This window comes from Candidatus Cardinium sp. cByotN1, from assembly GCF_022810525.1.
GTDB lineage: Bacteria > Bacteroidota > Bacteroidia > Cytophagales > Amoebophilaceae > Cardinium.
Genome location: NZ_JAACGG010000118.1, coordinates 1 through 21,094, shown reverse-complemented (window position 1 = coordinate 21,094; position 21,094 = coordinate 1). Strand labels below are relative to the sequence as shown.

Genomic DNA, 21,094 nt, shown 5'->3' with positions numbered 1-21,094 from the left:
TGTTTTTCTTTTCAACTGTAAACGCCGCTTTCTGATCGCACTTTTTTCAAAGGGCGCGTTTTTTTCCTAGCATAAGCCATAGTGGTGAACGGAAACTCGTTTTTTCTTTTTTTTAGTTTTACGACAGCGTTGAATCAGTAGCCTATTAAACGTTGACTTCGAACCTCACGATCCTACTATATGGAAATTGATAAACTTACGCGATATCCTATCTAAGCAATAGCATGCAACTTATAGAGTCTCCTAAATATGATATGAAAGGTTTTTTAGGGAAATTTTTTATTCATAATAAAGTAATAATAACCTCTGAAATCAATAAAAAATAATAAAATTTCTAGCTCCTTAACATGAAAAATTTAAAAAATAACATGAGAACTAATAGCAAATTTATACTATCCATCTATAAACAAATCTTCATTATGAATAAAAAACATATAAAGTACATTTTATTGTCCAAATTAATGACTGGATTAAGTTTGGTACTATTTTTAGTAGTTGCTATTAATAGTTGTAAACTAGCTGTTAGATATGGTTTGAATGAAGATTCGACAAATCTAAAAAAAGAGAACAAAGCTGAAACAAAAACCCTAAAAGACCTGGTCAACTTAATTATCAATTATTTGCCTATGCTTGCTAAGGATAATATGTTATTTGCAACAGATAATCAAGGACGTAATATAATTCATCATGCAGTTTTATCAAATCATATAGATATCCTTAAAATTCTACTTGAGAATTCGATTAATTATAATGCTATATATTGTTTGCTTAATGCAAAGGATCATGATGGCTATATTCCTCTTCAATTAGGAACAAAAAATAGTAAAGTAGAAGCAGTTAGACTTTTAAGTAAAGATGTAAGAGTTGATGTCAATACAAAAACTAAATATGGTGCTACTCCGCTCTGTATTGCATCATACCTAGGCCATCTAGCAGTAGTTAGGGTATTATTGGAAATGCCAGGGATTTTAGTCAATGCAAAACAGCAAGATGACTGTACGCCCCTTCATATGGCAGTATACCAAGGCCACGTAGCAGTAGTTAGGGTATTGTTAGAGGCTTCAGGGATTTTAGTCAATCCAAAACAGGAGGATCACTGTACGCCCCTTCATATGGCAGTATACCAAGGCCATGTAGCAGTAGTTAGGTCTTTAATAAAAGCTCAGGGCATTCTTGTCAATGCAAGAACTAAAAAAGGCTTTACCTCGCTTCATATGGCAGCATACCAAGGTCATCTAGCGATAGTTAGAACATTAATAGAAGCTCCAGGCATTCTGGTCAATGAAAAAGATAACAAGGGCTTTACCTCGCTTCATATGGCAATACACCGAGGTCATGTAGAAGTCATTAAGGCATTACTGAATACTCCAGGCATTCTAGTCAATGAAAAAGATAACAAGGGCTTTATCTCGCTTCATATGGCAGCACACCAAGGTCATGTAGCAGTCGTTAAAGCATTACTGGAAGCTCCAGGCATTCTGGTCAATGAAAAAGATAACAAGGGCTTTACCTCGCTTCATATGGCAGCACACCAAGGTCATGTAGCAGTCGTTAAAGCATTACTGGAAGCTCCAGGCATTCTGGTCAATGAAAAAGCTAACAAAGGCTTTACCTCGCTTCATATGGCAGCAGCTAAAGGTCATGTAGCAGTAATCAGTGCATTAATAGGCGTTAAAGGGATCCTGCTCGATGAAAAATATGAGGATGGTTCTACCCCGATTGATTTTGCTAAGTTACATCGTCATTTATCATGCATTACGCTTCTAGCAAACGCTCTAAAAAAAATGCCGGTTCACCCAAACGTATCTATTCAGCCGCATAGGATGAAAAAAAGAAAAAACGCACCTATGTAAAATTAGCTACTATTTACTTTTATTGTCCATCACTCCATCTATACTTCTCTAATTCATCCAAATTATCGGATGGTTTCCATTTAACTGAAAAATAATCTTGAAATCGTTCCCCTAAATGCGATTCACCTGGCAGTTTATATATGCGGTAATCTATTTTATTGTTATCAGCCCTATTAATTTTTCTGCATTCTACTAATCTATCTTTACCTGCAAAATGATTAACCCTATTAAATGGAACCTCTATATGCTTTAGTAAATTCTGATATAATTTACAGTCATATTTTTTTAGCAATTTTAGAAATCTTATACTTTCAACTTGCGTTATATACTGGTTTTTGTTTAATAAAGTCCTATATATCTTGGCATCTGGATTAGATAAATTATCATTATTATTATGATTAGACCAGTATTGTTTACCATAATCAAATAACAATTCTCTATGAGGGCTAATATCTTGAGTGGCATAAAATAATATAAATGGGGTAAGCCCATCACAACTATGCAATGATGGTGCTACATTCGGTGTATAGGAATTGTCTACACGATCTTTACCTTCATAAGTTGTATGAGCATTAATTTTCATTAAAATATTACCTCGTCCACACGCACTTAGATAAAGTGGGCTAACGCCATCAAGTTTAATACCAAAACTGTAGCTATTTAGTTTATTGACCCCATAAATGTTTTTTGTGGCTAAATAAGCCTCTTCAACTCCATGATCAATAGGGTCGTCATCGCATAGCAATATACCCGTATACATACCTAGTATGGTGCCTTTATTAATCCGCTGTTTGGCTACCACTTTATCTTGACCACGCAAGGCGATCCTCGGGTCATCATTGGAAACTTTTTTGACCTCCAAAAGGCTATCATCTACATGTTTGTTTTTCTTGTAGCAGCTTGTTAAAAATTTTTTAAATGCTTGATCATTAGTTGGATCACTAATAGCTTGGTTATTGCGCAAATCTCCTAGACGCTTTAACACGGTACTTGCTCTTCTACTAACTAGCATTTCATCATGTTCCTGAATTACATCTGATCGGCTATACATAGCAGTAGTAACTTTTTCTATAGTTTCGATATATTGCTTGTTATTGAATAGATCCAGTATATAACTCAACGATTCAGATAATTTATTACCGCAACTATTTAATATACTGAATACATCCCGACATGTATAACCTGTTTTTTTTAGCTGATTAAGCTTAGTGAATGTCTGCTCTTCCGTTAGCTTATTCATTAAGGCTTCCAATGCTTCAGGTGCTTTTTTACCAGATGTATGCAACATATTAGCTATATTGTTGGTTACCAATCCTATTTCTTGTAATTGCTTAAGCTTAACGATGATTTGCTCTTCCATTAGCTTATTGATTAACTGTTCAAGTTTTTCATATGCTTTATTACCACATCTACTTAACATATTGGCTATATTGCTGGGTGCCCATCCTATTTTTTTTAATTTCTTGAAGTTATCAATGATTTTCTGGTCCATGAGCTTATTAACGAATTTTTCAGTTGCTTCAGCTGCTCTATTACCAGATCCACTTAACATACTGGATATATTATTGGTTACTAGCCCTATTTTTTTTAACTGCTTAAACTTATTAACTATTTTCTTCTCCGTTAATTTATTGATTAAGGCTTCCAATGCTTCAGGTGCTGTGTTATCAGATCCATACAATATATTTGCTATACTACTGTTTGTAAGTCCTATTTTTTGTAATTCCTTAAGCTTAGTAAAGATTTTCTGGTCAGTCATCTTATTTATTAGTTGCTCAAATGTTGTATAGGCTTTATTACCACAGCCATATAATATAGTGGATAAATGGTTAGGTGTATACCCTATTTCTTTTAACTGCTTAAGCTTATTCAATGTTTCCGTTTCTGATAGCTTATTGATTAAGCTTTCAGTGGCTACAGTTGCTTGATTCCCGGCGCCACTTAACATACTAGATAAATAGGTGATTGTAAAACCTAATTTTTGTAGCTTTTTAAGTTGCGTCAACATTTTTTTCTCTGTTAGCTTATTGATTAAGTCTTCAGTAGTTACAGTTGCTTTATTCCCGGCACCGGATAATATACAGGATAGATTGCTCATGGTACAACCTATTTCTTTTAACTGATTAATTTTATTTAACATTCCATTCTCCATTAACTTATTGATAAGGTTTTCACATGCTCGCACTGGTTTATTAATCCTGCCACATAATATACCCGATAGATTACTAAGAGAACCACCTGTTTTTTTAAACTCGTTAAGTTTATGCAACATTTTATCTTCCGTAAGCTTATTTATTAACGCTTCAGCGGCTATAGTTGCTTTATTACCAGCTCCACTTAACATGTTGGATAGATTGCTGATTGAACCACCTATTTTTTGTAATGTTTTAAGCTGCGTCAACATTTTTTCTTCGGTAAGCTTATTGACCAAGTTTTCAGTTGTTATAGCAGCTTTATGACTGCAACCATGTAATATATTGGATAAATTACTGGGCTTAAATCCTATTTTTTGTAATTTTTTAACTCGTTCAAAAATCTTATTTTCCGTTAGCTTGCTAATTAATGCTTCATATGCTTGAGGTGCTTGCTTTCCAGCGCCGCTTAACATACTGGATAGATTGATGGGGCTAAAGCCTAATTCTTGTAACTGCTTAAGTTTTACTAAAGCCTTTTTCTCAGTCATCTTATGCACTAAGTTGGCAGCTAGTACAGCTGCTTGATTGCCACATTTTGGTAACATACTGGATATATTGCTCGCTTTAAAACCTATTTTTTGTAATTCCTTAAGCTTTTTCAAAGTTTTTGCCTTGGTAAACTTATTCATGAATGCTTCATATGCTGTAGCTGCTTTATATCCGGAGTGACTTAATATATTCGCCACATTACTAGCTAGAAATCCTATTTTTTGTAATTTTTTAAGTCCTGCTAGCATTTTGTCTTCCGTTAGCTTATTGATCACTTCTTCATATGCTCTAGCGGATTTATTACTTCGGCCAGTTAACATATTGGATAGATTACTAGCTGTAAAACCCAGTTTTTGTAATTCCTTAAGCTTCTTTAAGGTTTTTTTTTCACTTAGCTTATTGATTAATGCTTCAGCTGTTTTATCTGCTTGATTCCCTGCTCCATTTAACATCTTGGATAGACTGCTGGCCGTAAATCCCAGTTTTTGTGAGTGTTTAACTTTCTTTAGGGTCTTGTTATCAGTAAGCTTATTCATTAAATCTTCAGCTCTTATAGCAGCATTATTACCGCAGCCATGTAACATACTTGATATATTGCTCGGTTCAAAACCCAGTTTTTTTAATTCTTTAAATTGATCCAATATCTTATCATCCGTTAGTTTATTAATTAATTCTTCATATGTTTCAGCTGCTTTATGCCCCGCGCCACTTACCATACTAGATAGATTGTTGATTTTAAAACCTATTGCTTTTAACTGATTGAGTTTATGCAACATGCTATTATCTCTTATCTTATTAATTAAGTTTTGTAAGTCTTGAGATGCTTTGGCTGCTCGATGAGTGCAGTGACCTAACATACTGGATAGATTACTGATTGTAAAACCTAGTTTTTCTAATTCTTTAAGTTGATCCAAGGTCTTTTGCTCGGTCAGCTTATTGATTAGTTCTTCATATTCTTGAGCTGCTTTAGGCCCGCAACCATGTAGTATACCAGATATATTACTAAGCTGAATATTATTTTTTAGTGCCTTATGCAATTTAGCTTCTATTGAATATCCCGACTTATCACACTTGTCTAAAAGCTTGTTGAGTAAATCATTACAAGGATCTAGGTCATTACATGTCCTTAACATGCTACTAAAAAAACTATACGGTATTTTTAATTGATGTAAGGCATCCAATTTTTCTATGATGGCTTGAGCCAATGGGCTGGTTGGATCATTATTTATTTTCAATTTTAATGATTTAAAAAAAGCTGTATCGGGTAAGCGGCTTAATACCACTTGTGTAAGGTTGCTTTTCGTGTGAGTTAGTCTAGTATGATTGTGTAATGAGATTTTTCTTATTTTACTTGATAGACTTTCCCCTTCTAAATGTGATGTTGGCTCTAATCTACGTTTAGTAGATCTTTTAGGCTCATTTATTATATCTAATGATTTTTTAATAGGGTTAGCCTCGTTGTTGGGAATAGAAACAGGTGGATGGTCACTACTAGGTATTTTTAGTGTTCTTCTTTTATGCTGTGGATATTCCTCCTCTTTTGAACTACAAGATGATCCATCTAAACTAGTTCGCTTACGCGATTGACTACGCGATTGACTAGGTTTATTGGAACTTTGTTTGTGACCTATTTTTGAATTAGATAGGTCAGGCACATGCACCATGCGTGCAGATCTTTTTAGGTTGGGGCCACTACAGCCATATATAATTACTAAAGCAGACCTGCACAAAGCCCAAAACAGTTTGATTAATAGCATGATGACTTAAAATTATTAGTTTGATTTGCTTATTTTTTGATAAATAAAAAAGCATATTTACACATACAATGAAAAAATAAGTCGTAGATATTATCGTATCTGTTCAGCCAATGGTAAAAAATCAAGCCCTCAGTAAAAAGTTCCGGAAAGTGGCCCTTACAGCTGGAAAAACAACACTGGCCCGCGCAGCGGGCTTCAAACAAAACTGTTTTTCTATTTCAGCTACAAGGGTCACTTACTGATCGCAACTATTTTACGAGAGGCATTTTTTATTTTCGTACGTAGCATTACCACAGTAGTGAATAGATAAGATAATAGCTAATTAAAAAAGAAATGATTATATAAATAAAATTTGATTTATACAATACTACATGCTTTATTTTATCAGCGCTTGATTTTTTTGGTTACTTTTTTATCAAAAAAAGTAACATGAACCATTCATTATTCTTGGATTTTTCTTTCTCCCTTAATTTTTATATCTTTGGATCACGCACATCCTAGATGTAGTAGGGTTTTAAGATAAATCACTTGATTCGGCTTAGATTTTTATTTAAATTTGCCCTCTTGCTATATAATTCTTCCTAGTTTTTTGCTACTTTTAAGGCAATCTAAAAGGATATAATGAATATTAAGTTGATGATTGGAATCATAGGAAAAAAAATTGGGATGACCAGTCTTTATGACAGTAAAGGTCATAAAAAAGCATGCACCGTTATTCAAGGAGGGCCTTGTGTGGTGACCCAGCTTAGGACAAAGTCTGTAGATGGTTATCAAGCTATTCAGTTGGCTTATGATGATAAGAAAGAAAAAAATACGACTAAGTCCCTTATAGGCCATTTTGCCAAGGCTGCTACTACCCCCAAGCAAAAACAAGTTGAGTTTAGATGTGATGATGAGTCTCTATTGCAGCAGATTACATTAGGTCAAGTGATTCGCATAGAAGATGTTTTTGTTGAGGGTGAATTTATAGACGTTGTCGGTAAGTCTAAAGGGAAAGGTTTCCAAGGCGTTGTAAAAAGACATGGTTTTAGTGGAGTTGGCGGCCGTTCGCATGGTCAACACAATAGAGAAAGGGCGCCCGGTTCTGTTGGAGCCGCTTCTTTTCCATCTCGCGTATTCAAAGGCATGCGCATGGCTGGGAGAACAGGTGGCAATAGAGTTAAGGTAGCTAACCTTGAGGTGTTGAAAGTGTTGCCAGAGAAAGATCTAATCGTAGTTCATGGAGCAGTACCTGGTGCCAATAATGGTTATGTAATTTTGGAGAAATAAAATGAACCTATCAGTATTAAAATATACAGGAGAGGAAGCAGGCCGTTCTGTTGTATTGCCAGAAGAAGTATTTGGTATCCAGCCCAATGACCATGCTATTTATTTGGATGTAAAATGCATCCTGGCCGCTAGGCGTCAAGGGACCCATCAATCAAAAGAGCGTGGTGCAGTAAGTGGTTCTAGAAGAAAGCTTAAAAGGCAAAAAGGTACCGGTACCGCTAGGGCTGGTGATATCAAATCCCCTTTATTTAGAGGAGGAGGTCGTATTTTTGGACCAAAACCAAGAGATTATAGTTTTAAACTAAATCGTAAGGTAAAAAAGTTAGCCAGAAAATCTGTTTTTTCTTATAAAGCTCAAGAAAGTCATATTTGTGTTTTAGAACCTTTTTCCTTTGATACACCCAAGACAAAAAACTACTTAGGCATGCTCCGAAATTTGTCCTTTTTTGATGAAAAGACTTTATTGATCTTGCCTAGTGTAGACAAAAATATTATCCTATCCAGTAGGAATCTAAAGCAAACCAAAGTCGTTTGCGTAGATCACGTCAATACCTATGATCTATTGCATGCAAAAAAATTGTTAATTATGGAGAATGCAATAGCGCCTATAGTAGAAAAATTGAGCCAGTAACAGATGAGTATTCTAAAAAAACCTTTGGTAACCGAAAAGGTATCAGCCCTTAATAAGCATGGTGTTTATGGTTTAATTGTCGATGACCGTGCCGATAAAAACCAGATAAAAAAAGAAATTGAACGCTTTTATGGTGTTTCAGTAAATAAAATTAATACCATGCGTTATGCTGGAAAATACATAACCCGGCATACCAAGTCCCGTGTCATGAAAGGAAAAAGACCTTCCTATAAAAAAGTCCTTGTAACCCTTAAGGCAGGGGATAGCATAGAGTTTTATAATAACTTCTAATTCGGCCTTTGTATTATATTTATAGCTGTTAGTTGATCTAGTTATGCCATTAAGAAAACTTAATCCAACCACTCCTGGTCAGCGTTTTAGGATAGCGCCAGATTTTTCTACCGTTATTACAGCGCGTAAACCGGAAAAGTCACTCTTAGTCAAGACCAAACGTACAGGTGGTCGCAATAACCGCGGTAGGATTACTGTTCCTCATAGAGGAGGTGGCCACAAGCGCCGTGCCCGTATTATTGACTTTAAAAGAAGAAAGTTGGGTGTTCCGGCCTTTGTACATTCTATTGAGTACGATCCTATGCGTACCGCCTATATTGCCTTATTACATTATGTAGATGGTGAAAAAAGCTATATTATAGCTCCCGAAGGCATTAAAGTAGGCACTAAAGTGGTAGCAGGTCCCGACTCCCCAATAGAACCAGGTAATGCTATGGCAATGAAAGACATTCCATTGGGAACCATTATTCATAATATCGAACTAGCTCCTGGACGTGGGGCTGCATTAGCCAGAAGCGCTGGATCTTATGCCCAGCTTCTTTCTAAAAGCGGCAAGTATGTAACCATTAAGTTACCTTCTGGTGAAAGACGTTTGGTGTTGGATCATTGTATGGCTACTATTGGATCTGTTTCTAATAGCGACCATGATAATGTTACCATTGCTAAAGCAGGTAGAAGCCGTTGGTTGGGTAAAAGACCACGTGTTCGGGCAGTTGTCATGAACCCAGTTGATCACCCAATGGGTGGCGGTGAAGGTAAAGCCTCTGGAGGACATCCTAGATCTTTTAAAGGGTTATATACAAAAGGTAAAAAGACCCGCAATCGAAATAAATATTCTGCTAGACTGATTATTAGTAAAAAGAAAAAATAATGGCTAGATCTATAAAAAAGGGACCCTATGTGGCACATCATCTACAACAAAAGATAGATATGCTCAATGAATCTGGTAAAAAAACAGTAGTCAAAACCTGGTCTAGGCGCTCAACTATTACGCCGGATTTTGTAGGCCATACGCTTGCGGTTCATAATGGCCATAAGTTTATTCCCGTTTTTATTACAGAGTCAATGGTAAGCCATAAGGTCGGTGAGTTTGCCTTAACCAAAAACTTTAAAGGCCATACGTCTAAAAAAAGATAATGTGAACTATGGAGGCAACAGCAAAGTTAAGAAAACTACCTATATCTGCGCGTAAGATTGGACTCTTAGCAGCGCTTATTAGGGGTAAAAGTGTGGCTATGTCATTGGCTATTCTACAGAGCAAACCACAGCAAGCTGCTCTTCAACTCAGAAAGCTATTGCTTTCTGCTATTTCAAATTGGCAAAATACTAATCCAACCTCTCTAGAAGATGAGTCCATTTTTATAAAAAAGATAACCGTGGATAGGGCAGGTATGCTCAAAAGAATTATGCCTGCACCAAGAGGTGTTGCGCACAGGATTAGAAAAAGATCTAGTCATGTTGTTATTGTGGTAGACAGTGCAGTAAAGCCTTACTAACCTGTCTCGCAAGACTGTTTCAGATACAAGAATCTAACCACACTATAGACGAAATAATACTACAATGGGTCAAAAAGTTAATCCCGTCGGCTTTAGAGTTGGCTTTATTCGCAAGTCAGATTCTAGTTGGTTTGCGTCCAAATCCTCTTATCCAGAAAAATTAATGGAGGATGAAAAAATTCGCGCCTATCTAGAGGCTCGAATGGCTAAAGCCAGTGTTGCTAGGATTCTGATAGAGCGTGCTGGTAAAAAGATTACCGTTACTATTCGAACCGCTCGTCCAGGCATTGTGATTGGTAAGTCAGGTGCAGAAGTCGATAAAGTAAAAGAAGAGTTGAAAAAGCTCACTAAGCAAGAAGTGGAGCTTAATATCGTTGAGATTAAAAGGCCAGATCTGGAAGCTAAGTTAGTTGCTTTGCAAATTGCGCAACAAATTAGAGGGCGTATGCCTTACAAACGTGCCGTAAAGCAATGTGTTGCTGCGGTTATTCGTTCTGGTGCCCAAGGCGTTAAGATTAAAGTTTCTGGTAGATTGGATGGTGCTGAAATGGCTCGCTCAGACGAATTTAAAGAAGGTTCTGTTCCACTCCATACACTTCGTAACGATATAGATTATACAGCTGTTGAAGCCCATACCATTTATGGTAGAATAGGTATTAAAGTTTGGATTTCTAGGGGTGATGTAGCTGCTAATCAATCCCAACGTTCAGCAGGGAAACCAAATAGAGTAGGGGAGCGATCTATTGCATCTTCCAGGGAAAAAAAAAGAAGCAGTAACTAGGGTTCCTACTATATAATCATATTAACTTTTGTACTAAAATGTTACAACCAAAAAGAGTACGTTACAGAAAAACGCAAAAGGGAAGAATAAAAGGCTTATCTATGAAGGGAAATTCATTAGAATTTGGTACCTTTGGGCTGAAGGCATTAGAACCTTCTTATATTACTGCTCGGCAAATTGAAGCGATGCGTATCGCTATTACAAGAGAAATGAAACGGCAAGGACAAGTTTGGAATAGAATTTTTCCAGATAAATCTCTAACTAAAAAGCCAGCTGAAGTAAGGATGGGTAAAGGTAAAGGTGCTCCCGATTCTTTTGTAGCCGTTGTTAAGCCTGGTAGAATCCTTTTTGAGTTAGATGGTGTTTCTAAGGAAGTAGCCGAACGTGCCATGCGTCTTGCTATCCATAAGTTGCCTATTAAGGCAAATTTCGTAGTCCGAAGAGATTATCACCCAGGCGCGTAGGCTCGATAAGTCGTATGGAATATAAAAAATAACTGCCGAGATGAAATATAAAGATATTCAGTTACTTTCTTCTCAAGAATGCAATGATAAGTTAAAAGAAGAGTTAGATTATTTAGTAAAGCTAAGATTTGCCCATTCCGTTTCTCCCATTGAGAATCCTATCAGGATTAGGGAAACCAGAAAATCTATTGCCAGGCTAAAAACAGCTCAGAGCAAGTTGCGTAAGCAACCATCAGAAATGTAGTCACCATGCTGAGAAATAGAAGAAAAGAAAAAGTAGGAAGGGTAACCAGTAACAAAGCCCATAAAACCATAACTGTTGCAATGGACACTAAGGCCATACACCCTGTCTATGGTAAGTTTGTAAAGACAACCACTAAGTTTATGGCACATGACGAAGAAAATAGTTGTAGTATTGGTGATCTGGTAAGAATTATGGAAACACGTCCTTTAAGTAAAAAAAAGAGATGGAGGTTGATTGAAATCATAGAAAGAGCTCAATAAAAATGATACAACAGGAATCAATACTGAAAGTAGCCGATAATAGTGGTGCAAAAACAGCCCTTTGCATTCGCGTTTTGGGTGGCACCCGTAAGCGATATGCCCATGTTGGCGATAAAATTGTAGTAACCGTAAAGACTGCTAACCCTTCCAGCACCCTTAAAAAGGGCACTATTTCTAAAGCCGTGGTGGTTCGTACCAGAAAGGAAGTAAGACGCAAAGATGGTTCTTATATTCGCTTTGAAGACAATGCTATTGTTTTAATTGAAAACAATAATGAACCTAAAGGCACAGGTGTTTTTGGGCCAGTTGCTCGAGAAGTTCGAGATAAGAAGTTTATGAAAATAGCCTCTTTAGCTGATGAAGTACTATAAAGGATGAAGAAAACAATTAAAAAGAATCTTAAGATTCACATTCGAACAGGAGATCGCGTAAAGATTTTAGCGGGCAAACATAGAAATGAAGAAGGTACCGTTTTGCAGGTATTTCCTAAGGTGTATCGTGCCATTGTCCAAGACAAGAATATAGTAGCCAGACATGTAAAGCCTTCTGCTCAAAATCCTAAGGGAGCCATTCAAAGGCATCCATCCCCTATCCATATTAGCAACCTGATGTTAATTGATCCAGTAAGTGGGGAGCCTACCCGTGTAGGAAGAAAACATAATGAAGCCGATAAGCTTCAGCGGTACGCTAAGAAAACAGGAAATTTTATAAAAAATGTTTAAGCCTAGATTACAAGAAAAGTATTTTGCAGAGGTTATTCCCAATCTTAAACATTTGTTGGGGTATAAATCAGTTATGCAAGTTCCTAGATTACATAAAATCTGCATCAATCAAGGGTTAGGTGATGGTGTATCCAACAAAAAACTCATCCAGCTTGGCATCGAAGAGCTAACCGCTATTGCTGGACAATGTGCTGTTCCTACTCGTGCTAAAAAATCAGTTTCTAATTTTAAGCTTAGGGCAGGTATGCCTATTGGCGTAAAAGTTACCTTACGAGGCAAGCTTATGTATGAATTTCTTGACCGCTTTATTTCGATTGCATTGCCTAGAATTAGAAACTTTTGGGGTTTACGTACCACTGGATTTGATGGGAGAGGCAACTACAATGTTGGTATTGAAGAACAAATCATATTCCCAGAAATTAGTATTGATAAGGTTATTAAGATTAATGGTATGAATATAACTTTTGTTACAACTGCTCGAAACAATGAAGCCGCATTTCAACTTTTGAAAGCTTTGGGAATGCCCTTTAACTTGGAGCAAGATTAATTTTAAAAGGTTATGGCAAAAGAATCAGTTAAAGCAAGAGATAGAAAAAGAAGACACTTGGTAGCAAAGTATGCTGCTAAAAGAGCTGCGTTAAAGGAACAAAGTAACTATATGGCACTTGATAAGCTTCCTAAAAATGCTTCACCTGTTAGGCTGCGTAATAGGTGCAATATAACAGGTAGAGGTCGTGGGTATATCAGAAAATTTGGTCTTTCCCGACTGGTCTTTAGAAAATGGGCTTTAGAGGGAAAATTACCAGGTGTACGCAAAGCAAGTTGGTAGACACCTAATGTTATATCCCTGTTTTTATTATTTTGTTAATATATACTTACTATGACTACAGATCCAATAGCTGATTATCTTACTAGGATCAGAAATGCCATTAATGCCAAGCACAGCATTGTAGAAATTCCTGCTTCAAAAACCAAGACAAAGCTTACAGAGGTTTTACAAGAAAAAGGATATATTCGCGGATATAAGGTTGTTTCTAAACCAAATAGCGTGCAGCCTACTATTAAAATTGCACTCAAATATGATGCTTTTACTAAGCAATCTGCCATTGTAAAGTTGCAACGTGTAAGCAAGCCCGGCTTGCGTAAGTATGCTACGGTTGCGGCCATGCCCAGTGTTATCAATGGCTTGGGTATAGCCATATTGTCCACCTCCAAAGGCATTATGACGGATAAAGAAGCCCGCAAAGTTCATGTTGGTGGTGAAGTACTTTGTTATGTTTACTAAAATTAGGAAAAATGTCAAGAATAGGGAAACAGCCCATTAATGTGCCCCCAGGTGTTGTCGTATCTGCAATAGATGGAGGGGTCATAGAAGTTAAAGGGGCCAAAGGTGTGTTGCAACAACAGATTGATCCAACCATTATGGTTCAAGTTTCTGAGGGGCTCGTTAAAGTTATACCAGTTGATCCCAAAAAATCTAAAGCACTTTATGGCCTTTATAGGGCCTTGATTCATAATATGGTAGTAGGCGTTAGTGTAGGTTTCAAGCGAACGTTAGAGTTAGTAGGGGTTGGTTACAAAGCCAATGTACAAGGCAAGTTACTAGAGCTAAGCCTAGGCTATTCCCATGACATCGTTCTGGTTTTGCCAGAAGAAGTAACCGTTACGACTGAATTACCTAAAGGGAAAAGTCCATTGGTTCATTTGGAATGTATTGATAAGCAGCTGCTGGGTCAAGTAGCTGCCAAAATACGTTCTTTGAGAAAAGTTGAGCCTTACAAAGGTAAAGGTGTTAGATTCTTAGGTGAGCAAGTTCGACGTAAAGTCGGTAAATCTACTAAGAAGTAGCGTAATATAGTAGAAAAGATGGAGCTAAAGAATAAAAAGGTAGAAAAAAGACTTAAAGTTAGAAAAAGAATTAGGAAGCGTTTGCATGGGACCCTAGAGCGACCCCGGCTCTCTCTTTTTAAGAGCAATACCTCTATTTACGTTCAGCTTATTAATGATGACAAAGGAGAAACATTGCTTGCTCTTTCTACAAGAAAGTTAAAGATTGTTAAAAATAATGTCGCTGGAGCATGGGCACTAGGAGAAGCCCTAGCTGAGCAAGCACTAGCTAAAGGTATTACAACTGTTGTATTTGATCGTTCTGGGTATATTTACGATGGAAAAGTCAAAGCAATCGGTGGCGGTGTTCGAGCAAAAGGTCTTAAATGTTAATCAATATGATATTAGTTCGTAAAAAACTCAAGGCCACTGATTATAATCTTGAGGAAAGAGTAGTCGCTATTAAGCGCGTTACCAAGGTAGTCGAGGGTGGTCGCAGATTTAGTTCTTCTGCCGTTGTAGTAGTGGGCAATGGTCAGGGCGTGGTAGGCTATGGGCTGGGTAAAGCAAAAGAATTAACCGATGCCATTGCCAAGGGGGTAGAAGAAGCAAAGCGTAATTTAATCAAAATCCCTATTTTACGCGATACCATTCCACATGGCTCTGTCGGTAAGTATGGCGGCGGCCATGTCTTGATTGAACCAGCAGCCTCTGGTACCGGTGTCATTGCTGGTGGTGCGGTTCGGATTGTGCTAGAAAGTGTGGGTGTTAAAAACATTTTGTCTAAGTCACAAGGTTCTTCTAATCCGCATAATGTCGTCAAGGCCACTTTTAAGGCATTGTTGCAATTGCGTGATCCTGTCACTATTGCTAAGCAGCGTGGTATCTCGTTAGATAAAGTCTTTAATGGATAAGGTTGTTATGAAAAAAATACAAATTACTCAGGTACGTAGTTTAATAAAACGCCCTAAAGCCCAAAAAGCTACCATTAAAGCACTGGGATTGGGTCGCATCAATAAACAGGTCGTCGTTGAAGCCACTCCTCAAATATTGGGTATGGTAGATAAAGTCAACCATTTAGTCGTTACAGAAAAGATATAATTTGTTTATGGAACTACATACACTTAAACCAGCAATCGGTGCTCTAAAACGTAAAAAACGTGTCGGTAGGGGCCAAGGATCTGGAAGAGGCGGAACCGCTACTCGTGGTCACAATGGTGCGCAGTCTAGATCTGGTTATAAAAGAAAAATTGGTTTTGAAGGTGGTCAGCAACCCTTGCAGAGACGTATTCCCATGTATGGATTTAAATGTCCTAGCCGTATTGAGTTTACCCCTTTGAACCTTTCTACGTTGCAAGCATTGGCCGATAAGCATCAAGTTTCTATTATAGATCATCTCTTCTTGAGAAAGCATAGCGTAATTGGTAAGCATGAAAAATATAAAATCTTAGCAGATGGCCAGTTGACCCTTAAACTTTCTGTTTCGGCTCATCGTTGTTCAGCCGCTGCTTTACAAGCCATTCAAGACCTTGGTGGGAAAGTTACTATATTGCCTATATATGAATAAGTTAGTTAAAGTTATTAAAGATATCTTTCTGATAAAAGAGCTTAGAATTCGCATAAGAAATACCTTGTTTTTTCTCGTACTTTTCCGTATAGGTAGTATGATGGTTTTACCAGGCATAGATGTAACCCAAATTTCTGTTAATGCCAAACGAGTGTTTGGTCTTCTTGATAGTTTTTTAGGTGGTTCTTTTAGCCAGGTGTCTGTTTTTTCAGTGGGCGTTACACCTTATATTTCCGCCTCTATCATTATGCAACTTTTGTCCATTGCCTGGCCAAAAATTCAAAGAATACAACGTGAAGGAGAAATGGGCAGGCGTAAAATCGCGCAAATTTCCCGAATCCTTACTATTTTTATTGCTATATTTCAGTCTTTTCAATATTTGTTTATTGCTACTAGTAGTGGTAATGTTTCTATAAGTCGCACTTTTTTTATTTTTATTTCTATTGTTATTCTCACTGCAGGTGCCCTATTCTGTATGTGGTTAGGAGAAAAGATTACAGATAAAGGTATTGGTAATGGTGTGACCATGTTGATGATGGTAGGTATTGTCTCTTCTTTTCCAGGTGCTTTATATCAGGAAGCAGTCCACCGGGGTAGTAGAGCCATCTTTTTATTTGTTTTAGAGTTACTCGTATTCTTTTTCATTGTGTTGCTCCTGGTTGCTTTTACCCAGGCCACTCGCAAAGTGCCTATTCAATATGCTAAACAGTTAAGTACCAGTACTATATATGGAGGGCAGCGTCAATATATACCCTTTAAGCTAAATAGTGCAGGTGTTATGCCGATTATATTTGCCAATCTGTTAATTGTTTGCTTGTCATTTTTGCTGGGCCTTTGGAAGGATAAGTTTATTTGGTTAGCCCATATCAGTGGTATGTTACAAGATATTACCAGTTGCCTATTCAATCTTTTATTTGCTTCTTTAATTATTGTTTTTACCTTTTTTTACACCGCTATTACCGTCAATCCTGTACAAATAGCCGAAGATATGAAGCGTGCAGGTAGCTTTATTCCTGGTATCACTTCTGGCAATGCAACTGCCCGTTTTTTAGATGATGTTTTGGATAGAATTACCCTACCTGGTGCTATTTTCTTAGCCATTATAGCTGTGCTGCCTGTTTTTGCTTCTATGGTTGGTGTAAGTTTACCTTTTTCTAGATTCTACGGAGGCACTTCTTTGTTAATTATGGTCAGTGCCATGCTAGAAACCTTGCAACAAGTCGAAAGCTATTTGTTAATGCGTCGCTATGAAGTAATTATTAATAAAGGGGTTAATATAAGGTGATTTTTTACTAAAGTTGTCTCTACTAAGCTTCTTTGTGCAACCTGCTTATAGTGAGAAATTGATAGGAGAAACAGTGTGTGAAAAGGCAGCCTGCTAGATCTAGGTGAGCGTTTAAGCGGTAGGTCGTTTGATCAGTTGCCGTAAAAAGTAAAGTTTAGAAAAACCATACTGGTATTTCCAATAAATTTAGTATATTAGCCCCGGAGGGGTATTTGTTTTGTTATATGATAATGCGATTGTTAAATAACAAATGCAAGACAATCAGAGTAAAAAATAATATTTAAGATTTAGAAAAAATAATATGGCTAAGATACCTCCCATTGAGCAAGGTGGAATCGTACAAGAAGCATTACCAAATGCAGTATTTAAAGTTGCGCTTAAAAATGGTCATATCGTTAGGGCCCATATTTCTGGGAAAATGCGTAAAAACTATATTAGAATTCTTCCTGGTGATTCGGTTAGGATGGAGTTAACTCCTTACGATTTAACACAAGCTAGAATAGTGCACAGATATAAAACAACCGAATAGTTACGCTAATTATGAAAGTTAAAACATCTGTTAGAAAAAGAAGCGCTGATTGCAAAATTGTACGCCGTAAAGGTGTATTGTATGTGATCAATAAAAAGCAGCCTAAATTTAAACAAAGACAAGGGTAGAGTATGGCTAGAGTATTAGGTGTAGACATTCCAGATAACAAGCGCGGAGAGATTGCGCTTACCTACATATATGGAATTGGCAGGAGTTCTGCAAATAAAATTCTTGACGCTGTTCAAATTGATAAAGACCGGCGCGTATCCACCTGGACGGATGATGACCTAAAAGCCATTAGAACCGCCATTCGTGGTGTATATAAAATAGAAGGAGACTTAAAATCCGAGATTCGGCTCAATATTAAGCGACTGGTAGAGATTAAATGTTACAGAGGCATTAGGCATCAAATGGGCTTGCCCGTTCGTGGCCAGCGTACCAAAACCAATGCAAGAACGCGTAAAGGAAAGCCTAAAACTATTGCCAATAAAAAGAAGGCCACTAAATAAAGTCTATCTTTTCGTTAGATAGTATACTTGTCTTTATTTATGTATAAAGAAAGTTTATAGAAAATTACTATGAAAAATACAGGAAAAAATAAAGTTAAAAAAAGAGTTGTAAAGGTTGGTAAAGAGGGGCAAGCACATATTCAAGCTACTTTTAATAATCTTATTATTTCGATTACAAATGAGGCTGGTCAGGTGATTGCTTGGTCTTCTTCTGGCAAGATGGGTTTTAAAGGATCCAAAAAAAACACTCCCTATGCCGCTCAGATGGCATCAGCTGACTGTGCGAAAGCTGCCCATGAATTGGGGTTGCGTCGGGTCAATGTATTTGTAAAAGGCCCAGGCATTGGACGTGAGTCAGCCATTCGTGCCCTTCAAGAGCATTCCGTAGAGGTCATCTCTATTAGAGATGTTACACCTCTTCCGCACAATGGTTGTAGGCCACCTAAGCGTAGGCGCCCCTAAATAGATAAAATTTACCAATTTATATTAGAAGAAGTATAGTATATGGCAAGATATCGTGGTCCAAAAGCCAAAGTTGCAAGAAGATATAATAGTCCCATATTTGGTTCGTCTGTTCATAAAGTGTTGCAAAAAAAGAACTATCCGCCTGGGCAACATGGTAAAAGGCGTAAAAGACGTTCTCAGTTTGGTCTCCAATTAGTAGAGCAGCAAAAAGCAAAGTATACCTATGGGTTATTGCAACGTCAGTTTAAGAACCTTTGTGAAAAAGCTGCCAAAAGTAAAGGTATCACAGGTGAAGTAATTCTTCAGCGGCTGGAGGCTCGTCTAGATAATACCGTTTATAGACTTGGCATAGCTACTACACGGCGAGAAGCCAGACAAATCGTATCCCATAGGCATAGTATGGTCAATGGCAAGGTTGTGGATATTCCTTCTTATACATTAAAGCCTGGAGACATAATAACCGTAACAGAAAAGGCAAAAAACATGGCTTTGATTGTTAATAACGTAGGGAGCAATCCATCTAATAAATACAGTTGGCTAGAATGGGATGCCTCATCCATGGTAGGTAAGTTTCTTGCTTTTCCGCAGCGTTCTGAAATACCAGAAGAAATTAATGAGCGCAGTATTGTGGAGCTTCATTCCAAATAGTTCTGCTGTTTTTGTCTTTTTAAATCAAATCAAGATTCTATATGTCGTCATTACCATTTCAAATGCCCGAGAAGATATTTGTGGAGAAAGTGGATGCTTTTCATGGTGTTTTTAGTTTTCGTCCACTTGAAAAAGGGTATGGCACTACTATTGGTAATACCCTTAGGCGTGTGTTACTATCTTCTTTAGAGGGCTATGCTATTGTTGCTATTAAGATTCCTGGTATCCGTCATCAGTTTTCTACCATTGAAGGTGTGCAAGAAGATTTGGTAGAGATTACAATGAACCTTAAGCAAGTTCGTTTAAAGAAAATTGGAGAAGAAGGTGATGATATCATTTCAGTTCGGGTCAATAAACCTGAATTCTGTGCCGGTGATATTGCTAAAGCTACTCCTTTTTTTGAAGTTTTGAATCCAGATTTGGTCATTTGTAGGCTTGATGCATCTGCTAGTTTTGATATGGAACTCCATATTGTCAAACATAGGGGCTATCTATCGGCTGAGGAAAACAAACCTAAAGAAGCAGATTTAGACCTTGTTGCTATTGATTCGATTTTTTCCCCTATTATAAGCGTACAATATCGTGTTGAGAATATTCGTGTTGCGCAGCGTACAGATTATGAACAGTTGACATTTGAAGTAAAAACAGATGGCTCTATTAGTCCAGAAGAAAGCATTAAGCAAGCTGCTAAGTTGATGATTGAGCATCTCAATTTATTATCTGGTCAAGAAATTGTGCTACAATCACCAGAAGATGAAGTTGTTCAGATGTTAGATGAGGAAACAATAGCCATGCAAAAAAACCTCAAAACACATGTTAATGAGCTAAAATGCTCTTCACGTGTTTTAAATTGTCTTAAATCAGCAGGCATAGAAACATTGCAAGACCTTGTAACTGTAAAAGATTTCGATACCATGAAGTTTAGAAATTTTGGTCGTAAGTCACGTGATGAGATTGACCAGCTCTTGGCAGAAAAGAATTTGAGGATTGGTATGGATCTTTCCAGGTATAAATTAGATGGGTAGTTTTTCTCTAAAATTGCTCCATATAGTAACTATTAACTATATTATAAACCAATGAGGCATAGAAACAAAATTAATCGGTTAGGTAGACCTGCAGGGCATAGAAAAGCTTTGCTTATGAATCTAGCTAAGTCGCTTATTATGCATAAGCGTATTGTTACTACTTTGGCTAAAGGTAAAGTACTCCGTACATTTATTGAGCCTATTCTTACTAGAGCCAAGCAAGATACGACTCACTCTAGAAGAATGGTTTTTTCTCACTTTCAAGATAAAGAACCTGTAAAAGAATTATTCAATCAGATTGCTGAAAAAATTGAGCAGCGTCCAGGTGGTTATACCCGTGTTATTAAGTTGCCCAATCGAGCTGGTGATAATGCAGCTATGTGTATGATTGAATTGGTCGATTATAATGATATCTACACCAAAGAAGCCAAAGTTGTTAAAATAACACGTAGAAGAAGAAAGAAAAGCGCATCTGCTTCTTCTACAGAAGAAGCAGGTACAGAAAGTGTTGCAGAAACAGTTTCAGAAGTAGTTGCTGATCAAGAATAATGATTATTAGTAAAAAAACTTTTTTTAATTTACTTTTTGCTTGATAGAGAAACAACTATCTGTTCAAAACATTGGTAAAAAAGCTTTTTTAAACTTACTTTTATATTTGTTCAGGGCAGTAGTAAAAAATAAATTTTTAAAGCTACTTTTTGCTTGATCAAAAAGTAGCCAAAAAAACAAGTGCTGATGAAAAAAAAGGCGCGATTTTTCCTAGCATAAGCCATTGGATGAGCGGAAA

At 37.0% G+C, this 21,094-nt stretch carries 30 protein-coding genes; 29 read left to right on the top strand and 1 reads right to left on the bottom strand.

Annotated features, from left to right (window positions below):
- The first annotated feature begins 419 nt into the window (after nt 1-419).
- Nucleotides 420-1,853, top strand: a complete 1,434-nt coding sequence (locus MUW73_RS03550) for an ankyrin repeat domain-containing protein (protein ID WP_243018264.1) — start codon at nt 420-422, stop codon at nt 1,851-1,853.
- Between the two features lie 19 nt (nt 1,854-1,872).
- Here MUW73_RS03550 and MUW73_RS03545 read toward each other — a convergent pair whose 3' ends face one another.
- A complete protein-coding gene (locus MUW73_RS03545; protein ID WP_243575259.1) occupies nt 1,873-6,294 on the bottom strand; it encodes an SET domain-containing protein in 4,422 nt (1,473 codons plus the stop codon).
- A 636-nt stretch (nt 6,295-6,930) separates the two neighbouring features.
- Between MUW73_RS03545 and rplC the strand changes: the two genes are divergently transcribed.
- From rplC to rplQ, 28 genes are all read left to right on the top strand, one after another.
- Nucleotides 6,931-7,563: a 50S ribosomal protein L3 gene (gene rplC, locus MUW73_RS03540; RefSeq protein ID WP_243018366.1), complete on the top strand. Its 633-nt coding sequence runs from the start codon at nt 6,931-6,933 to the stop codon at nt 7,561-7,563.
- Nucleotide 7,564: 1 nt separating this feature from the next.
- The gene (rplD, locus tag MUW73_RS03535) at nt 7,565-8,194 is read left to right on the top strand and encodes a 50S ribosomal protein L4 (protein ID WP_243575258.1); all 630 of its coding nucleotides are present in this window, start codon (nt 7,565-7,567) and stop codon (nt 8,192-8,194) included.
- Nucleotides 8,195-8,197: 3 nt separating this feature from the next.
- Nucleotides 8,198-8,485, top strand: a complete 288-nt coding sequence (gene rplW, locus MUW73_RS03530) for a 50S ribosomal protein L23 (protein WP_243018369.1) — start codon at nt 8,198-8,200, stop codon at nt 8,483-8,485.
- Nucleotides 8,486-8,528: 43 nt separating this feature from the next.
- Nucleotides 8,529-9,356: a 50S ribosomal protein L2 gene (rplB, locus tag MUW73_RS03525; RefSeq protein WP_243018371.1), complete on the top strand. Its 828-nt coding sequence runs from the start codon at nt 8,529-8,531 to the stop codon at nt 9,354-9,356.
- Entirely contained in the window at nt 9,356-9,622 is a 267-nt protein-coding gene (rpsS, locus tag MUW73_RS03520; protein WP_243018372.1) for a 30S ribosomal protein S19, read from the top strand. The genes rplB and rpsS overlap by 1 nt, the downstream gene beginning before the upstream one ends.
- A gap of 8 nt (nt 9,623-9,630) precedes the next feature.
- Nucleotides 9,631-9,981 carry a 50S ribosomal protein L22 gene (rplV, locus tag MUW73_RS03515; RefSeq protein WP_243018374.1) on the top strand — a complete coding sequence of 117 codons (351 nt, stop codon included), beginning with the start codon at nt 9,631-9,633 and terminating at the stop codon, nt 9,979-9,981.
- A gap of 64 nt (nt 9,982-10,045) precedes the next feature.
- Nucleotides 10,046-10,762: a 30S ribosomal protein S3 gene (gene rpsC / locus MUW73_RS03510; protein WP_243018376.1), complete on the top strand. Its 717-nt coding sequence runs from the start codon at nt 10,046-10,048 to the stop codon at nt 10,760-10,762.
- Between the two features lie 38 nt (nt 10,763-10,800).
- Nucleotides 10,801-11,226, top strand: coding sequence for a 50S ribosomal protein L16 (rplP, locus tag MUW73_RS03505; RefSeq protein ID WP_243018377.1), 426 nt, complete (start codon nt 10,801-10,803; stop codon nt 11,224-11,226).
- Nucleotides 11,227-11,266: 40 nt separating this feature from the next.
- Nucleotides 11,267-11,470: a 50S ribosomal protein L29 gene (rpmC, locus tag MUW73_RS03500; protein WP_243018378.1), complete on the top strand. Its 204-nt coding sequence runs from the start codon at nt 11,267-11,269 to the stop codon at nt 11,468-11,470.
- Between the two features lie 5 nt (nt 11,471-11,475).
- On the top strand, nt 11,476-11,730 hold the full coding sequence (rpsQ, locus tag MUW73_RS03495; RefSeq protein ID WP_243018379.1) for a 30S ribosomal protein S17: 255 nt from the start codon (nt 11,476-11,478) through the stop codon (nt 11,728-11,730).
- 2 nt (nt 11,731-11,732) lie between these two features.
- Nucleotides 11,733-12,101: a 50S ribosomal protein L14 gene (rplN, locus tag MUW73_RS03490; RefSeq protein WP_243018381.1), complete on the top strand. Its 369-nt coding sequence runs from the start codon at nt 11,733-11,735 to the stop codon at nt 12,099-12,101.
- 3 nt (nt 12,102-12,104) lie between these two features.
- On the top strand, nt 12,105-12,452 hold the full coding sequence (gene rplX / locus MUW73_RS03485) for a 50S ribosomal protein L24 (protein ID WP_243018383.1): 348 nt from the start codon (nt 12,105-12,107) through the stop codon (nt 12,450-12,452).
- The gene (gene rplE, locus MUW73_RS03480) at nt 12,445-12,999 is read left to right on the top strand and encodes a 50S ribosomal protein L5 (protein ID WP_243018385.1); all 555 of its coding nucleotides are present in this window, start codon (nt 12,445-12,447) and stop codon (nt 12,997-12,999) included. Before rplX ends, rplE begins: the two co-directional genes overlap by 8 nt.
- Before the next feature lie 12 nt (nt 13,000-13,011).
- A complete protein-coding gene (gene rpsN / locus MUW73_RS03475) occupies nt 13,012-13,281 on the top strand; it encodes a 30S ribosomal protein S14 (protein ID WP_243018387.1) in 270 nt (89 codons plus the stop codon).
- A gap of 51 nt (nt 13,282-13,332) precedes the next feature.
- Nucleotides 13,333-13,737: a 30S ribosomal protein S8 gene (gene rpsH, locus MUW73_RS03470; RefSeq protein WP_243018388.1), complete on the top strand. Its 405-nt coding sequence runs from the start codon at nt 13,333-13,335 to the stop codon at nt 13,735-13,737.
- An 11-nt stretch (nt 13,738-13,748) separates the two neighbouring features.
- Nucleotides 13,749-14,300, top strand: a complete 552-nt coding sequence (gene rplF / locus MUW73_RS03465) for a 50S ribosomal protein L6 (RefSeq protein WP_243018391.1) — start codon at nt 13,749-13,751, stop codon at nt 14,298-14,300.
- 18 nt (nt 14,301-14,318) lie between these two features.
- A complete protein-coding gene (gene rplR, locus MUW73_RS03460; RefSeq protein ID WP_243018393.1) occupies nt 14,319-14,672 on the top strand; it encodes a 50S ribosomal protein L18 in 354 nt (117 codons plus the stop codon).
- Between the two features lie 5 nt (nt 14,673-14,677).
- Entirely contained in the window at nt 14,678-15,193 is a 516-nt protein-coding gene (gene rpsE / locus MUW73_RS03455; RefSeq protein ID WP_243018394.1) for a 30S ribosomal protein S5, read from the top strand.
- A 7-nt stretch (nt 15,194-15,200) separates the two neighbouring features.
- Complete coding sequence (rpmD, locus tag MUW73_RS03450; RefSeq protein WP_243575257.1) at nt 15,201-15,380, top strand: 50S ribosomal protein L30; 180 nt, start codon at nt 15,201-15,203, stop codon at nt 15,378-15,380.
- 7 nt (nt 15,381-15,387) lie between these two features.
- A complete protein-coding gene (gene rplO, locus MUW73_RS03445; RefSeq protein ID WP_243018397.1) occupies nt 15,388-15,846 on the top strand; it encodes a 50S ribosomal protein L15 in 459 nt (152 codons plus the stop codon).
- Nucleotides 15,839-17,131, top strand: a complete 1,293-nt coding sequence (gene secY / locus MUW73_RS03440) for a preprotein translocase subunit SecY (RefSeq protein ID WP_243018399.1) — start codon at nt 15,839-15,841, stop codon at nt 17,129-17,131. The genes rplO and secY overlap by 8 nt, the downstream gene beginning before the upstream one ends.
- Before the next feature lie 301 nt (nt 17,132-17,432).
- Nucleotides 17,433-17,660 carry a translation initiation factor IF-1 gene (gene infA / locus MUW73_RS03435; RefSeq protein WP_114910315.1) on the top strand — a complete coding sequence of 76 codons (228 nt, stop codon included), beginning with the start codon at nt 17,433-17,435 and terminating at the stop codon, nt 17,658-17,660.
- 11 nt (nt 17,661-17,671) lie between these two features.
- Nucleotides 17,672-17,788 (top strand): 50S ribosomal protein L36, encoded by a 117-nt coding sequence (gene rpmJ, locus MUW73_RS03430; RefSeq protein WP_243018400.1) that lies wholly within the window; start codon nt 17,672-17,674, stop codon nt 17,786-17,788.
- A gap of 3 nt (nt 17,789-17,791) precedes the next feature.
- Entirely contained in the window at nt 17,792-18,169 is a 378-nt protein-coding gene (gene rpsM, locus MUW73_RS03425; protein ID WP_243018402.1) for a 30S ribosomal protein S13, read from the top strand.
- 69 nt (nt 18,170-18,238) lie between these two features.
- Nucleotides 18,239-18,631, top strand: a complete 393-nt coding sequence (rpsK, locus tag MUW73_RS03420) for a 30S ribosomal protein S11 (protein WP_243018404.1) — start codon at nt 18,239-18,241, stop codon at nt 18,629-18,631.
- A gap of 42 nt (nt 18,632-18,673) precedes the next feature.
- Nucleotides 18,674-19,282, top strand: coding sequence for a 30S ribosomal protein S4 (rpsD, locus tag MUW73_RS03415; RefSeq protein WP_243018405.1), 609 nt, complete (start codon nt 18,674-18,676; stop codon nt 19,280-19,282).
- A gap of 41 nt (nt 19,283-19,323) precedes the next feature.
- A complete protein-coding gene (locus MUW73_RS03410) occupies nt 19,324-20,307 on the top strand; it encodes a DNA-directed RNA polymerase subunit alpha (RefSeq protein ID WP_243018406.1) in 984 nt (327 codons plus the stop codon).
- Between the two features lie 51 nt (nt 20,308-20,358).
- Nucleotides 20,359-20,856: a 50S ribosomal protein L17 gene (rplQ, locus tag MUW73_RS03405; protein ID WP_243018408.1), complete on the top strand. Its 498-nt coding sequence runs from the start codon at nt 20,359-20,361 to the stop codon at nt 20,854-20,856.
- Nucleotides 20,857-21,094: the final 238 nt, after the last annotated feature.